General features: G+C 51.9%; 13 protein-coding genes. 8 read left to right on the top strand and 5 right to left on the bottom strand.

Annotation, left to right across the window (positions count from 1 at the left end; all coding sequences use genetic code 11):
* The first annotated feature begins 32 nt into the window (after positions 1-32).
* The 3 genes from RO22_RS04130 (at position 33) to RO22_RS24375 (ending at position 2,177) form a co-directional block, all read left to right on the top strand.
* Positions 33-458: a Rid family hydrolase gene (locus RO22_RS04130; RefSeq protein WP_027957267.1), complete on the top strand. Its 426-nt coding sequence runs from the start codon at positions 33-35 to the stop codon at positions 456-458.
* A gap of 130 nt (positions 459-588) precedes the next feature.
* Complete coding sequence (locus RO22_RS04125; protein ID WP_051430601.1) at positions 589-1,740, top strand: alpha/beta hydrolase; 1,152 nt, start codon at positions 589-591, stop codon at positions 1,738-1,740.
* 107 nt (positions 1,741-1,847) lie between these two features.
* A complete protein-coding gene (locus RO22_RS24375; RefSeq protein ID WP_152618890.1) occupies positions 1,848-2,177 on the top strand; it encodes a hypothetical protein in 330 nt (109 codons plus the stop codon).
* Positions 2,178-2,272: 95 nt separating this feature from the next.
* Here RO22_RS24375 and RO22_RS04115 read toward each other — a convergent pair whose 3' ends face one another.
* Complete coding sequence (locus tag RO22_RS04115; RefSeq protein WP_035538961.1) at positions 2,273-3,223, bottom strand: AraC family transcriptional regulator; 951 nt, start codon at positions 3,221-3,223, stop codon at positions 2,273-2,275.
* Between the two features lie 441 nt (positions 3,224-3,664).
* On the opposite strand from RO22_RS04115, the gene RO22_RS04110 reads away from it, so the two are divergent.
* The 3 genes from RO22_RS04110 (at position 3,665) to RO22_RS04100 (ending at position 8,549) form a co-directional block, all read left to right on the top strand.
* Positions 3,665-4,201: a class I SAM-dependent methyltransferase gene (locus RO22_RS04110; RefSeq protein ID WP_231500598.1), complete on the top strand. Its 537-nt coding sequence runs from the start codon at positions 3,665-3,667 to the stop codon at positions 4,199-4,201.
* 91 nt (positions 4,202-4,292) lie between these two features.
* Positions 4,293-5,390: an efflux RND transporter periplasmic adaptor subunit gene (locus tag RO22_RS04105; protein WP_231500599.1), complete on the top strand. Its 1,098-nt coding sequence runs from the start codon at positions 4,293-4,295 to the stop codon at positions 5,388-5,390.
* Between the two features lie 3 nt (positions 5,391-5,393).
* Entirely contained in the window at positions 5,394-8,549 is a 3,156-nt protein-coding gene (locus RO22_RS04100) for an efflux RND transporter permease subunit (RefSeq protein ID WP_027957271.1), read from the top strand.
* Positions 8,550-9,062: 513 nt separating this feature from the next.
* On the opposite strand, the gene RO22_RS24770 is transcribed toward RO22_RS04100, so the two are convergent.
* Positions 9,063-9,233: a hypothetical protein gene (locus RO22_RS24770; protein WP_162836259.1), complete on the bottom strand. Its 171-nt coding sequence runs from the start codon at positions 9,231-9,233 to the stop codon at positions 9,063-9,065.
* Between the two features lie 457 nt (positions 9,234-9,690).
* On the opposite strand from RO22_RS24770, the gene RO22_RS04095 reads away from it, so the two are divergent.
* A complete protein-coding gene (locus RO22_RS04095; RefSeq protein WP_027957272.1) occupies positions 9,691-10,872 on the top strand; it encodes an AAA family ATPase in 1,182 nt (393 codons plus the stop codon).
* A gap of 71 nt (positions 10,873-10,943) precedes the next feature.
* Here RO22_RS04095 and RO22_RS04090 read toward each other — a convergent pair whose 3' ends face one another.
* Positions 10,944-12,056: an MFS transporter gene (locus RO22_RS04090; RefSeq protein ID WP_231500600.1), complete on the bottom strand. Its 1,113-nt coding sequence runs from the start codon at positions 12,054-12,056 to the stop codon at positions 10,944-10,946.
* A gap of 586 nt (positions 12,057-12,642) precedes the next feature.
* On the opposite strand from RO22_RS04090, the gene RO22_RS04085 reads away from it, so the two are divergent.
* On the top strand, positions 12,643-13,197 hold the full coding sequence (locus RO22_RS04085) for a hypothetical protein (RefSeq protein ID WP_051430603.1): 555 nt from the start codon (positions 12,643-12,645) through the stop codon (positions 13,195-13,197).
* 368 nt (positions 13,198-13,565) lie between these two features.
* Here the strand turns inward: RO22_RS04085 and RO22_RS04080 are convergent, their stop codons facing one another.
* Positions 13,566-15,317 carry a glycosyl hydrolase family 28-related protein gene (locus RO22_RS04080; protein WP_027957273.1) on the bottom strand — a complete coding sequence of 584 codons (1,752 nt, stop codon included), beginning with the start codon at positions 15,315-15,317 and terminating at the stop codon, positions 13,566-13,568.
* A 250-nt stretch (positions 15,318-15,567) separates the two neighbouring features.
* Positions 15,568-15,711, bottom strand: coding sequence for a hypothetical protein (locus tag RO22_RS24620; protein ID WP_155830870.1), 144 nt, complete (start codon positions 15,709-15,711; stop codon positions 15,568-15,570).

Raw genomic sequence — 15,711 nt, 5'->3', positions numbered from 1 at the left:
AGCGCCCTACATCACTTATCAACGAGGTGGTCATGCAAATTTTAAGACGCAAGCCCCTAAATCCGCCCAACCTGCCCGATACCTTGATCGAAGGTCACAGCCAAGCCGTATTAGTTCAGGGGGGCTCCCGGGTGCTGATGTCCAGCCAGGTAGGGGTCGATACCGAAGGCCATTTAGCGGGCCCCGAACTTCCCGAGCAGACCGAAGCAGCGCTGAACAATATCGAACGATTGCTATCAAGCCTCGGCGGCGATCTCTTGCGTGTGGTGATGTTGAGAATCTACTTAGCCGAATCCGCTCGCTACGACCAGCAAGTGGTAATGGAGGCGCTGAAGCATCGTTTCCCCATCGCCCCGCCGGCTGCTACTTGGTTGATTGTGTACGGCCTTGCCGAACCGGAATGGTTAATCGCTATCGAGGCCGAGGCAGTGCTGCCGGGGTTTGCCTTAAACAGCTAAATAACCGTAACAGTCAAAATAATCACGCTGCTCGTTAAACACTACACAGCCCGCCTGCACGATCATTCTAAATAAGGGGGAGCACATTTGTGGCTCTCTGTTAGAGGCAAGCATCTACAGAGAGGGTTTCATGATTAGCCGCCTGAACGTTCTACTTTTCACACTTTTCTTGCTGGCTTCCTGCACCATGCCACCGGATTCGCCGGGTTTTCAACCCTCAGAAAACCTGCCTCGCTATGATCAGGAGAGTTTCGATCAATATGTGCGCGAAACACGTGCATGGATTGCTGATAATCGCGCTTTCATCAGTGAGAACCGCGACCTTGAAATACAGCTCAATACGCCGTTTGAAATCCGCCCTGATAAACCGGCGAAACGCGGTATTCTGTTAGTGCATGGACTGGGCACAAGCCCGTGGTATTTCATCGATATCGCCAACGCTATGGCGAATGACGGCTGGCTGGTTCGCTCCATCCTCCTGCCCGGCCACGGTACACGTCCAGCCGATCTGATGCTGCCTGATAATGATGATTGGGAAAACATCATTGCCCATCACGCCAAACTGCTTGCAGCCGAGGTCGATGAACTTTGGCTTGGCGGTTTCTCAACCGGAGGTAATCTAGTCACCTCTCATGCGTTCACAGACGACAATGTCGATGGCCTGCTGCTTTTTTCCCCTGGATTTTACCCCGATACCCACTATCTATTTCTCGCCCCGGCCATTTCCTATTTTTGGGACTGGCTCGATATCGATGATGAAGACAATATTGTCACTTACCAATCACTTCCTGTACGCGGGGCCTCGCTCTATTATCGCTCGGTCAGTGCCGTGCAAAAAAACCTCGCAGCCGAGCGCTTCGATAAACCCGTGCTGATGACCATGAGCCAGCACGACAGCGTCCTTGACCCCGACGCGACGCTCACTGCCTTTCAAAACCGCTTTCCCAATCTACAATCGCGTTTCGTCTGGTACGGCGATCCACCACAGCACCGTGACGATCCCCGCGTCACCGCCCTGACCAGCCACCTTCCCGACCGGCGAATCAGCAACTTTTCCCACATGAATGTGCTGTTTGCACCCGAGAATACCTATTACGGTCAAGCGGGTAGCTACCTCATGCTGGAAAACGGCCAGGACGGCCTCGCGCCGCCCGACGACCCGGATGCCCTGTGGTTCGGCGCATGGGGTCAGAGCGACGCGGAAAAATACCACGCTCGCCTGACTTGGAATCCCTATTTTGACGACCTCCTCGATGGTATTCGCGAGGTAACAGGAGACTAATCGACGTCCCTCCCCGACTGAGCTTTTCGGGACTCATGGAGAATAGGTGCAATAAGATGGTTATATCTATATTTTCACTATCCAAGTGTTTTCTTGTAACGCTATGCATGGAAGAGAAAACGTTATTCTCAAATGCTTGGCTATCAGAAACTCCTGGAACTTTAAGTCATTCACAGTGCTTTGCTTTACGCATTACAATAACTTTAACTGCCTTTTTAGCGTTACCCATGATACTTCTTGATGCAGGATCAATTGAAAACATCATTGCCGTCTTCAGCGTTGAAGCTAGCACTGCAGCCTTAATCTTTTCCAAAATAAAATCAAAAAGCACTACAGCTTGGCTACTGAATGATATTGAGGATGAGATACTAGAGTTCACCAATACAATAGGGATGGCAGGTGCAGGAACACTAGTCATTATATATTTTTTGGCCTGATCTATTGCTCAATTATCGTTTTGAAGGCCAGATAGTTAACTGAACGTTTATAACGACTTAGGCGCAGAATCTGAGAGCCACTTCCAAAAAATCTGCTAAGCAGTTCTTCCACTCACTAAACCGTGCTCAGAATTGAAGAGCGTGCCACGATACTGCCGTGGCGAAGCTCCCATGACACGTTTGAAAGCGGTGCTGAACGCGCTTTCGGACTCGTAGCCGAGGGAGAATGATATAACGGAAACAGGATCACTGGAATTCTCTAACCTATCCACCGCAAGAAGCATACGCCATCGCGTCACGTATTCCATGGGTGACGAACCAATTGTCTCTTTGAATTTTTGGGCAAAGGCCGAACGGGACATGCAGGCGCGCTCGGCCAGTGACTGTAGTGTCCAGCGATATGCAGGCTCAGCATGGATTGCATTAATAGCTGGCCCCAACTGCTTGTCTGCTACACCAAAAAGCCATCCCGCCTCCTTCGCTTGCGTCGCTTCTGTCACATGCAACCTGAGTGCCTGAACCAGCATCATATGCGCGAGGTGCTGGGCAACGAGGGCGCTACCGGCCTGCGGTTCGCGTAGTTCCTGCATCATCCTTTCCACCGACCAGCGCAGCGCAGCCTGTTCCGACTCGTTGTGAATGTGCACGATGGGCGGCAGCATGCCCATCAGTATATCGGCATGCCCACCGCTGACGCCAAAACGACTTCCGACAAGAAAGCAACCGCCCCCATCGTTAATGGTGACGACAGTTCCCGGATGCGGGGGCGGAAAATACGTGCTGGAAGGAACAGTCGGCAGCGCCATATCGCTCGCAAGACGGAAAGGACGTCCACTCGGCAAGACAAAGCAATCTCCCTTCTTCAAGTGAGCCGCCTCAGGAACCCCCTCGACCGCCAGCCAGCATTCGCCCGACACCACTGCGTAGCATTTAATCAGTTTATTCTGATCCGGATACTGGATTGACCATTCGCCACCGGCATCTACTCCGGCGGATACGTAGCTGCGTGGCTTCAGCAGCGAGAGTACGTCTGAAAGTGGATCCATGCATTCTCCTGGACGATGGCGAAGATAGACTGGACTTTAGCGCATAGATCAGACAGCCCCAAGCACCTATGGTTGCAGTCATGATGTTCCGGATACCGCTGAGCACGAACCATATCCACCTCTACCGCGCTTTAGTTGTCTTGGTGCACCTTGCTACAAAATAACCAATCTTTGACACACCGTGGGCACAACCATGGCCTACTTTTTATTCCCAGCAGACAGCTTTGATAGCCCAGCTCGGTAAGCAGAGATAATCACATATAGAGATTAGCGAAGTATTAATAGTAGGCAGGGTCTTGGTAACAATCGATAGCCTTCGCAGATGCTGCCGTCTTCGATCCTTTGGAAGAGTTTAGAAAAGCTATGGAACTTAGAAACCTGTCCGACACACTCTTATTCTTCAAGGCTTGGCTCTTTAACCCACTGAGTATTGGTGCGCTCATGCCTTCCGGTCGAGCGCTGGCCAACCTTATTACCTCGGAAATATCTACGGATACGGGTCTGATCATCGAGCTTGGGCCGGGGACGGGGGTCTTTACACACGCACTCATTGAGCGTGGTATCGACCAGAAAAACATAGCATTAATCGAGAATGACGCGGCATTCGTTACCCGGCTACAGCATCGCTTCGGGCATGCGCACACGTTTTGTATTGATGCTTCAAGGCTACACGAAGTTAAGTTTTTCGACGGGGCGCATGCTGGTGCTGTCGTCAGTGGGTTGCCCATGCTGTCAATGTCTCCACGTAAGATGATCGCCATTCTGGACGGCGCTTTTGCCAAAATGCGGCCCGAAGGATCTTTTTATCAGTTCACTTATGGCCCGAGCTGCCCTATACCCCGAGCGCTGCTCGACCGCCTTGGGCTTAAGGCAACGCGTATTGGTCGCATACTCGTAAATGTCCCTCCCGCCACCGTCTACCGCATCGTCCGACGTAAGCCTCGTCCTGCCGCTAGCGGTGAGCGCATCGGCGTGTGATGACGGAGTGTCATCTGCACTACTCCATTCACAGTAATCGAAACCCACTGATGGCTTTTCTCCTAGCAGAGGATGGCCGGAGAGGATGACTATGACCATCAAATTCTGGCTTTCTGGATTCGCCTGTTTTCTTCTGACCGCCTGTGGCACCCCTGCTGACGATAATATAAGTGACAATGAGCGTGCTGCCGTACCTGTCTCAGCGGTACCAGCGGAACTGGCGACGTTAGGCGAGCAGTTGTCACTTACGGGTACCCTAACCGCTGAGCGCCAGACACGCCTCTCCCCTCGCGCGGACGGGCTCGTGGCACACGTGCATGTTGAAGCGGGTGATCATGTTAAGACCGGACAGTTACTGCTCGAACTCGACCCGGCCCTTGCACAACAGGCGCTCATGCGTGCTCGCGCTCAGGAGGAAGAGGCAAACGCCTCGGTGCGAGAGGCTGAACGCTTGGTAAATGAGGCACAGCGGCTTGCTGAACGTCAGGCCATCCCCGCAACAGAGGTCGCATCGCGTGTTGCCGCGCTAAATCTAGCACGGGCATCGGCAGCCTCCGCTCAAGCAGCCACACGAGAGCAGGAAGAACTGGTTGAACGGCACAGTTTGCCAGCCCCCTTCCCAGGCGTCGTCGCCGAAAAACTCACCGAAGTTGGCGAATGGGTGCAACGGGGAACGCCGGTGTTATCGTTAGTCACGATTGATCGTATACGTCTGGATGTGCAAGTGCCCCAAGAGCGATTTGGGCAGCTAGATGAGCAGGCACAAGCGCAAGTATATGCCGATACGCTGGATGACACCCCATTGCCAGCGCAGATCATTGCACGGGTTCCCGTCACCGACCCCGAGGCGAGAACCTTTCTACTTCGCCTACTGGTAAACGATCCACAGGGTCGATTACTTCCTGGCACCTCCGCCCGGGCAGAAATTTCTTTACCCCCGCAAGCAACCGATACATTGGCCATTAGTCGCGATGCGTTGCTGCGCCAACCGGATGGTAGCCACAGCGTCTACATCGTCGATAACACAAACAATGAACGCATCGCCCGCCGGCGCCAGGTGCAAATTCTGTATGAACAGGGCGGTCAGGTCGCCGTCGCGGGTGACACCCTGCGCCAGGGCGATCAGGTCGTCACCCGAGGCAACGAGGCCCTGACCGACGGTCAGCCCGTGGAAGTGGTGGAGCGCTAACACATGGATTTCGGACGCGTTATTCACCACAGCACCCTGATTGCCGTCGCAGTTCTGATCCTTTGCTTACTGGGGATCACTGCTGCACTGCGGGTACCGGTTCAGATGATCCCCGACCTGGAAGTACGCACCATCAGCGTGGAGACAAGCTGGCCTGGGGCGTCTCCCCGTGACGTGGAGCAAGAGATTCTTATCGAGCAGGAACAATACCTCCGCACCTTGCCCAATCTCCAACGAATGGTTTCCACCGCCAGCATCGGCCAAGCCAGTATTGAGCTGGAGTTTCCCTTCGGCGTCGACATTAATGAAGCGCTGATACGCACCAACAACGCGCTTAGCCAAGTATCCAGCTACCCTGAAAATGTCGATGCCCCCGCCCTGACGACAGTCTCTTCCTCGGACGAACCCTTCATGTATTTCCGCATCGGGCCACGTGCGGAAAGTGGAGAAAACCTCGATCTGGAGATGATGCGTAACTTTCTGGAGGATGAGGTGCGCCCCCGCCTGGAGCGCGTCAATGGTGTTTCGCTCGTGGAAATATGGGGCGCGGAAGCACGGCAGGTGCGCGTAGAAATCGATCCGTACCGTTTGGCCGAACGCGGGCTCGACATGACCGATGTGCGCAATGCACTGCAGACCCGTAACGTCGACAGTTCAGCGGGCGACCTGGACAGTGGAAAGCGCAGTGTGATGGCACGCACGATCGGCCGCTTCCGTGAGCCCAGCGATATGGGTGAGTTGATTATTGCCGAGCGCCAGGGCGCCTTGATGCGGCTCTCCGAACTGGCCAATATCCGGCTCAGTCACCATGAAATGCGTACCCAGGCATTCTATAACGGCCTGCCTTCACTGATCCTGGCGGTGCGCCGCGAAACGGGATCGAATGTCGTCCAGACCAAGTATGCTGTACTGCCGGAAGTCGAGACGATCAGCGACGAGCTTCTGGCGCCGTTGGGTCTTGAAATGACGCTGATCAACGAAGATGCGCGCTACGTTGAAGACTCGGTCGCCAACGTCTGGAATAACCTTTTACTCGGGACACTGCTGGCAACACTGATAATGTTTGCCTTCCTGCGTTCGGCGCGCAGCACCTTTGTCGGGGTGATCGCAATCCCGGTCTGTACGATCGCCGCCTTTATCGGCCTGCTACTCGCAGGCCGAACGCTGAACGTTATCTCATTGGCCGGCGTGGCGTTTGCCATTGGCATGACACTGGATAACACCATCGTTGTCCTCGAAAGCATCGATCAAGCACGACGACGCGGCCTGAAACCCTTCGATGCCGCAGTGGCGGGTGTGCGCCGGGTCTGGACGGCGGTCATGGCGAGCACGCTTACGTCAGTCCTGGTATTTGCCCCCACGCTGTTCATTCAGGAGGAAGCCGGACAGCTCTATTCGGATATCGCGATTGCGATTTCCTCTTCTATTCTTGCGTCGATGGCCGTTGCGGTGACCGTGCTACCGGCGATGGCGGCACGACTGCTACCGGCAATCCAGCCAGGAGTTACCGTCGAGGACGGCGCCTTTGACCGCATCGGCCGCTGGATCACCCGCGCCTATCGCCATCCGATACGGCGCGTGATGATTCTACTCGGCACGCTTGGCTTGTCGGCATGGGTCGTGGTGTGGCTAACCCCTCCGGCGGAGTACTTGCCGGAAGGCGAAGAGGCGCGCATCTTCTCTAACATGATCGCACCGCCGGGCTACAACCTGACGGAGATGGAATCCATCGCGCAGGAGCTAATCCCGGAGCTGCAGCAGCGTCTTGATGACGAACCGGCACGCTTCCACCGTGGCGAAACGAATATGCCCGCACTGCGCTTCTTCGCCATGTTCGTCGATGCCCAGGGCATTCGTGTCATTACCGATCCGAAAGATCCAACCGATCTGGAAGCATTAATGGGCGCCCTCGAGGCACGCTTTACGGCCTGGCCGGGCATGCGCGCATTCGCCTCACGGGGCTCCATCATCTCCACCAACGATGGCGGTACGCGCAGTATCAACATGGACATTTCCGGCTCTGATCTTGCCGAGATCTATCAGGTTGCGAGCCTTGCCTATGCCCGCGCAGGAGCACTGTTCGACGACGCGCAGATTGGTTCCGAACCCAGCTCACTCAGCCTGGATCAGTTATTGCTGGAGATCCAGCCTCGGTGGGAGCGTCTGGTGGAAGTCGGGCTCGACGCTGAGCGCTTTGGCTATTCCGTGGCGGCGCTAAGCGATGGTGCGTTTGCCGACCAAATGATCCTGGATGACCGTCGGGTCGACATCTACCTATTCAGCAGCGCGGGTAGCGATCAGCGGGCAGAGCGCCTGGGTGACCTGCCCATTGCCACACCTTCTGGCGACGTGCTGCCACTTTCTGCATTGGCCGATTTGAACGAGTCCGTCGATACGGACAGCATTCGACGGCTGGACGGGCGCCGCACGGTGACGCTGAATATCGTGCCGCCGCGCTCGGTGGCGCTGGAAACGGGCGTCGAACGCGTGCAAAACGAGCTGATCGGGGCCATGCGCAGTGACGGTGAGATCCCGCACGGCGTCTCGATAGATATCACCGGTGCCAGCGACCAGTTGCAAGCCACCCGCGAAGCAGTCTCGGGTAATTTCATGATCGCGGTGCTGTTGTGCTATCTGATGCTCGTGGCGATTTTCCGCCACTGGGGGCGGCCGTTATTCGTCATGGCCACGATTCCTTTGGGGCTCGCGGGCGGGATTCTTGGCCTGGCGATACTCAACGGCCTCGGCGCTCCGTTTGGCATCCACCAGCCTTTCGATATGATCACGCTACTCGGCTTTCTGGTATTGCTCGGCTCCGTCGTCAACAACCCGATCCTGATCGTTCAGGAAGCCTACAAGCGGCTGGAAGAAGGCGCGGAATCCATCGTCGCGGCAGTTGATGATGCGGTCAATATCCGTCTGCGCGCGATCCTGATGTCCAGCCTGACCACCATCTTCGGTCTCGCCCCTCTGGTACTGATCCCTGGGGCGGGCACCGAACTCTACCGTGGCCTGGGCGCCATCGTGATGTTTGGCATCGCGTTCTCCACGCTCATCACGCTGACTTTCCTGCCCAGTTTGATGGTAGCCGCCATGAGCGGGCAACAGCGTATTGCCGGGTGGGTATCATTGCGTAGGGCTCAACGCTCAACACCATGAAAGGCGCGGGGCTGGACAAAGCAACACTTCACCTAATGGGGTAAATGTTGTGCTTGGCTATTGAGACTGCAGCCCTAGGAGGTAGCGTAAAATCTCAACCTTACTGAATCAAATGGAAGCCTGAAAATAAACGGGCGGGCCTAAAATGACTAGGCCCGCCCGGCATTATTGCCTACATCAAAATTAATAATTCGCTTTAAGGTTTATAACCAGCGTGTCAGATAATAACAAACTTCTTTCGCTTGCTGCGAAGACATTGACTCGATATAAGCAATCTCTCTATCTTTATCGGAACCTCTCTCAACGGATGTTTCACCTGATAAAAGTACTAATACAATCATTTAGGCTGCATGTAAAATCTTCATAATTTACTCCTTACCCTTAAATAACTAGCCATCACTCGACCAACCCTGTGACATGTGATTAATTTAAAATCTACATGCCACCGAGCAGTTTTAATGACTTTACGTTACTTCAAAACACACTACCTACAACTGACCTACTTAGCTCTGTTCAAGGGTTGTCAGCAAGCACCTGGGAGGCTGGAATATTCTGAGTACCGCTATCTGTAGACGTCGAATCAGAATAAACAATCCTGTTATCTTCATCCGAGCCTTTTTCCGCAAGCGCCACGCCTGAAGAAAGCATTAATGCAATGATTAAGGCCGCATTTAAAAGTTTCATGATTTACTCCTTACGTTAACTATCTATTCAACCTACCGAGCTGAAAAAGAACTTCATGGATCGCTTCCTCTCTCATTTCCCACCTGTGATTTAATCATCTTCTTTAGAGAAGGAGGCTTGGTTTTCTAGTCTCTTTATCAGCACATGAATGATAGATTCAAAATGAACGGATCAGAATGCCAAATACTCTTTGTTTCTTGCCTGATCCGGTCTTTCTATATATTTCCGAGGATATTTTAATATTGAGAAGAAGTGATGCCCGCCTGACACTCTCGCCAGACAGCTCGTACAGAATAAAGGCAACTGCCGACCAAAACCCTCGCCGTAATCGCGGACATGAGCATCCTGCCCCTCAATCGACACTTAAAATCTCCAGCTATCGATGTCTTCTAGTGAGGGGGCACTTGGGGCTAAACTGGTATTTTCACGATGCCAAGAGCAGCCAGTCCCCAACGCTATGATCAGCACCTTTGCCGTATCCAACTACCGCAGCCTGAAAAACGTTGTCTCTCCCTTGTCGAGTCTCAATGTAGTGACTGGGCCCAACGGGTGCGGCAAATCCAATTTATACAAGGCGCTGCGGTTACTGGCGGAGACCACCAAAGGCAATCTTATCTCCTCGATTGCTCAAGAAGGTGGGCTTGATTACACCTTCTGGGCAGGTCCAGAAAAACTCACCAGAGGCATGAGAGACGGCTCCAATCCCATCGAGGGCACTGCCAAGAGAAACAGTTCTCGGCTTAGGCTGGGTTTTGTGGGTGAAGATTTCGGCTACGCCATTTCATTGGGGATGCCCGCACCTCAGGGCTTTGCGGGCTACCAAGACCCGTCCATGTTCCAGTTCGACCCCGAAATAAAACGTGAATGCATTTGGGCAGGCAATGTTTGCCGACCCAGCAGCTGTTTGATCGACCGAGTTGGGTCTGTGGTCAAAGTGCGTGCAGGTCGTAAATGGCAGGTTTACGATGCCCACCTTAATAGCTACGAAAGCATTCTGAACGAAATCAGTGATCCGGTCGCCGTGCCTGAAGTCCATGCTGTTCGGCAAGCCATTCGTCATTGGCGCTTCTACGATCAGTTCCGAACCGACCCACACTCCCTCATCCGCACACCGCAAATCGGTACCCGCACCCCGGTGCTGGATCACGATGGCCACAGCCTAGTGGCCGCATTGCGCACCATACACGAGATTGGCGACCGAAAGGCCTTGTATGAGGCAATTGAAGACGCCTTCCCCGGCGCAACGATTGATTTTGGGGCCGATGCGGGTAACCGCTTTGTACTACAGTTTCGACAGAAAGGCCTGTTGCGCCCCTTAAATCAGTCGGAACTATCAGACGGCACACTTCGCTACCTATTGCTGGTGGCGGCACTGCTCACACCCAGGCCGCCTTCCTTGCTAGTGCTAAATGAGCCGGAAACCAGCCTACACCCGGATTTGCTGCCCGCCCTGGGGCGCCTGATTATCCGTGCATCGCGGGAAACCCAGGTGTGGGTGGTCTCCCACGCGCCGCGCCTAGTGGCGACACTGGAGCAAGATCAGGCCTGTAACTCTATCGCGCTGGATAAAGAGTTTGGCGAGACGGTTATCTTGGGTCAGGGATGGCTGGACGAGCCGCCCTGGCAGTGGGCGGATTAAACAGAACGCTAACGAACCGAGGGCACTAGCGTTTCGTCTTTTCCGTTTAGATTGCCGAGAAGCCCTTTTCGCTAACTAAAGTGTAGCTGTTGGGGTGCTTTAGATTGATCAAAACGTAGGCTCATCACTATCAGCCCTATAAAAACCACCCCAAGCATAAGCCATGCCTGCTCAAACCCTCCCAGTAAGTCTTTTATCAACCCCGCCGCGATAGGTGCTAAAGAGGCGATGATATAGCCGATCCCTTGTACCCAAGCAGCAAGCTGGCCCGCTAGCACGGGGTCGTCTGAGTGATCCATAGTGATGATCAAGCTTAAGGGAAAAAGGCCTCCAATTCCTAACCCCAGCAGCGCGGTTGCCAACCAAGCCATTGTTTTAGGCATTAGCCCAAGAAGCAAAAAGCCCGCCACCGATAACAGAAGCACCAGCAATAACACCGGGCGACGGTCTTTCATCTGTTGAGCCAGTATGGGAAACGTTAGGCCAGCCATCACCTCAATGGCAGTTAGCCAACTAAGCGCCAGCCCCGCTTGCGTTTGAGACCAGCCTAAATTGATAAAGGTGGGCGGAATCCAAGCCAGAAGGCAGGTATAACCCGCCGTACCTAAACCAAAGAAAATCGCCAACGACCAAAACCGAGGCTGCCGAGCCATCGCTGAAAAAGCGATGCTAACACTGTTGTTTTGACTAGGGGCTGGCAGTACTCGCCTGCGCATCACCCAGCAAACGAGCCCTGCAAGTGCTAAAAGTCCCCATAACGCCAAGGCGCTCTGCCAGCCAATATAATCACTCACCACAGGTGTAATGGCAGAAGCGAGAGCCGCGCCCCCCATGATGGAGGCAATGTAGAACCCCATCACCATCGGGGTTTTCTCGCCTGCCGCCTGTTTTATCACCGCAGGAAGTGCCGCCTGGATAAAGGCTATGCCAATGCCGGCGCCCAGCGCGGCTGCCCATAAGCCTGTATACCCGAAGCCAAACCAGTGTAACGCGTCCGATAAAGCAATCGACGCAAGCGCCAGGGTAATCACGCTATTAAAGCCGATCCGCTTTGCAAGCAATGCGCTAACAAAACACCCTAACCCCATCGCTAGTACCGGTAACGTGGTTAAAAGCGACAGCTGTGTAAATGAAAGACTCACATCATACCGGATTGCCTCAACCAGCGGGCCAATAGCCGCCATGGATGGCCTCAGGTTGAGCCCAATCAGAATGATCAGAAGGATCGTTCTTACCAACGGTATTGATCTCGAATTGCCATTGCACATACCCACTGCCCACCCTTTATCGGCCATTGCTAAAATAAGAATCGGCGCTTACTTTAAAACCTCAGGTTAACTTGAGGTCAAGAGAAATGGAGGGTCGTCGCATAGTCCTTGGGAAGAGAGCATTGAGTGTGGACGAAGAAGAGAAAGAGCCGCTGAATGCCCTACCCCAACAAAGCCCCCCTTCTCAACAGGATTGGCAGGCGCTATAACTTGGCTAGGTATGGCTATGGTATTAATGGCGGGTTTGATGGTATTGCGTCAAAACCGTCCCTAAAGAAACGACAGCGATTTATCATCGCATTGCCTATTCGCGTTGGATAACCGCCTGCCGATAACGTCGCTTAGTCCGGTAGCGGCGCTTAGGGCAAGATACGGAGGGTCAACTATACTCCGCCCTAACGTACATGATGTCGTTCCCTTGACTGGTTTGTTCAGCCTGCCTAAGTAAATCAATGAGTTGGGCCGCATAAGGAGCTTGCCGTTCGTGAATAAAGGATCTTATATGATCGAGTCACTAGAAGAGCTCGAAGCCATTAAACAGTCATGCCGTTCGATGGTAACGAAGAGTTCAAGCCTGTCAGCTGGCACTGCGGTTATACCCATACCAGGCTTAGATATTGGCTCAGACGTCGCCATATTGATGCGGTTAATTCCCAAAATTAATGAAAAATTTGGGTTAACGCCTGAACAGATCGACAGCCTGGATACAGAATCCAAGCTTTTTGTGATGACGGTCATTTCAAATACCGGCAGCAAGATGGCGGGAAAATACATTACAAAAGCACTTATTATGACGCTGCTCAGCAGAATGGGTGTCAAGGTTGCTTCCAAAGGCGTTGCTAAGTTCGTCCCCTTCGTAGGTAGCGCTGTGGCAGGCAGCATTAGCTTCGCCGCCATGAAATACATGGGTAACAGCCATATCGACGATTGTTATGAAATAGCCTTGGCGGCACTGGAAAAACATTGGCTGGAAACCGAGGTAGTCATTGAGCCCGAGCCTGAAATCGCTAAGAAAGGCACCCACAACATACCCGACGACTCTACAAACAACGCTTAGTAAACAATATTTATACTTGTGATAAACTGCCGGTTAACCCTCGGCAGCTGTTGCATTCTTACACACACTTATTTTCAACCCAGTATGTTTTATTTCAAAAATACCATAAACTTTTTAAACACTCCCCTACAACTTACCATTTAATCAACACATTCTGCATCACTCTTTCTCATCGACATCATAGCTCTCTCCTTTATATAAATCTAAATTTACAACCCTGCCAACAAGAACAACTACTACAGCTAGAGCTTATCAGTGAAGCAATCTCCGCATCGGATCTATAGTTGAGTTAGCAGGGTTATAAAACTTGATAGTACGAATATTTAATTTCCAGTCAGTTGCTTTAAAACTACTAACTAGAAGCCCATTTAGGCTTGTGAGCCGACTACTACACCAGCATTGGCTGAAGCCGGAGGCCCATAGCTAATACGTAATCGACTGCTGGCGTCTACCCATAGGTAGTGATTATTCAGCACCAGAGTGCTGTCGAACGTACCTTTACCAACCGTAACATGACCGCCGTAGGGATTAACCTGTAAGATACGGTGTGAAATGCCTGCTTCTATAGCTTGAATGCGTGCCATATTGGCAGTATCGTCATACTCAAAAGAAAGACGTTTTGAATTGGAACTCTCTGGGCTAATAGCAAATTGGCCAGCGTTTCCAGTATCACCTAACTTACCAGCCATTTTCTTTCCAGCAACATGAAAGCCAGAAGCTTCTGGTTCTGTAGTGCCAGACCCCATATTGCCATTGTTGGACATAAGCGAACCAATCTTAGAATTGGCGCCATCATTAAGGACGTTAGCGATCAAGCCTTCATAACGACCACCAATCAGCGTCGGTGTCGCCTTAGTTACACCCGAAGGAATGTAAAAACCCACTTTGTGATTCTGGAAAGCCATACAACCAAGAAATGTAACAAATGCCTTGTTTCTCGGGCCACCAATTAGATAACCAACACCGAAAGCTTCAGGGTCTTGACTATTAGCTTTTGCAACGCAGGATGTGAAAGTGGCAAAGTCATTGTCAATACGGTAACCGTGACGCTTACAGCCATAAGACATCAAGTTAGTGCCGGAAGTGTAAGAAGCAATTGCATCGAACCAAAAGCCATCATTCTCACAGAAGAAAGCTTGGCAATTGACTATGTGGCTATCTGATCCTCCAATGTAAAAACCTGTACCTGACTCAGTTGTACCGATCCAGTCATAGTCACGCTTAGTAGCATAGGCAATACAGTTACTGAATACTGCTTGGGCGCCAGCACCTAAATCTAGAATGAAACCAATATAAGAGCCTTCATCTAAGCAGTCAGAAACGATGCAGTTATTGCCTGAACCAATATCGACCGCCGCGCCAAGGCGACCACGAGGCGTTGGCACACCATCAATGAGCTCTTTCAAGCCAGTTGCGCAGCCGCAGTTAGAACCGCGACAACCAGTAACTCGCACCATACGCGGCGCGCCAGCAATAATAGTATCATTTTCAATACGGCAAACTGCGATACCATTATCCGCACCGTTAAGAACAGTAACGTTACGAGCTTCGCACTCATCAGCCTCCATGAAGATAGCAGAAGCCCAAATTAGGTGTCCACCACGGTCGTTAATAGGGCCATGATTCTGACCATTGTGATTAACTGCACGTACACATAAAATAGCCTTATCAGCGCCCTTGGCTAAGTAAACAGCTGGTCGTGAGGGTTCGTTATTGGCAATTTTAAAATTAATAATACCATTGCCACCGAAACGCTGGTTAGGCGTTATCATGCTCAGAGTGTCAGAAATAAGATACGTTTTACCGGAAGAAAGGTATACATCTTCACCACTATCTAACGCAAGTTGCAAGCTAGCAGTATCGTCAGTAACGTTGTCACCTACTGCACCGAAGTTTTCTACGTACATAGCTTCAGCTAATTGCTCATCAAGTGGGCGGGGGAATTCACCTCCTTTAACTAGCACATTCCACCGGGCATCTAATGCTTCAAGAACTGTTTGAGTACCAGTAGACGTAGTAACTTCTGCAGAGCTAATACTATCCGCCAAGTTGCTAACACCTCTAGTCGTGGCGCCATTCAATGTTTCAGGCGCATTATCGCGAAACTTGCTATTATTCATCGTTTCTCCTTCATGTATTATGTTAATAATGATAGTTTTTCGACTAAAAAAGACAGCAGCATTATAAAAAGTCTCAACAAACTGGCTAAAACATAAACTTACGGTGTACTTAAATTACACAGAATTAAAGTCATAGCCAATCATGTAAGCTGCTTTATCCCATAGGCCATATGGCCTATATTCTTTTATATCTTCTAGTTAGCCTCAGCAGCTAACAAAAGCCACCTCAAGACGTCCTTACTTATACGTCTTACTCTTCATTCATTGCTGATTTTTTTTCAGACAGTTCGTTCAGGTACTGCATGACTTCGTTGAAGTAAGGTACTTCGTGTCCCTTCAAATCACAGCGCATCAGGAACTCACTTGCTGAGCGTATCTTCTCTACCTCGTTCAT

The organism is Halomonas sp. KHS3, from assembly GCF_000830495.1.
GTDB lineage: Bacteria > Pseudomonadota > Gammaproteobacteria > Pseudomonadales > Halomonadaceae > Vreelandella > Vreelandella titanicae.
The sequence above is the reverse complement of the archived record's forward strand: the minus strand, read 5'-3'. Positions and strand labels throughout refer to the sequence as shown.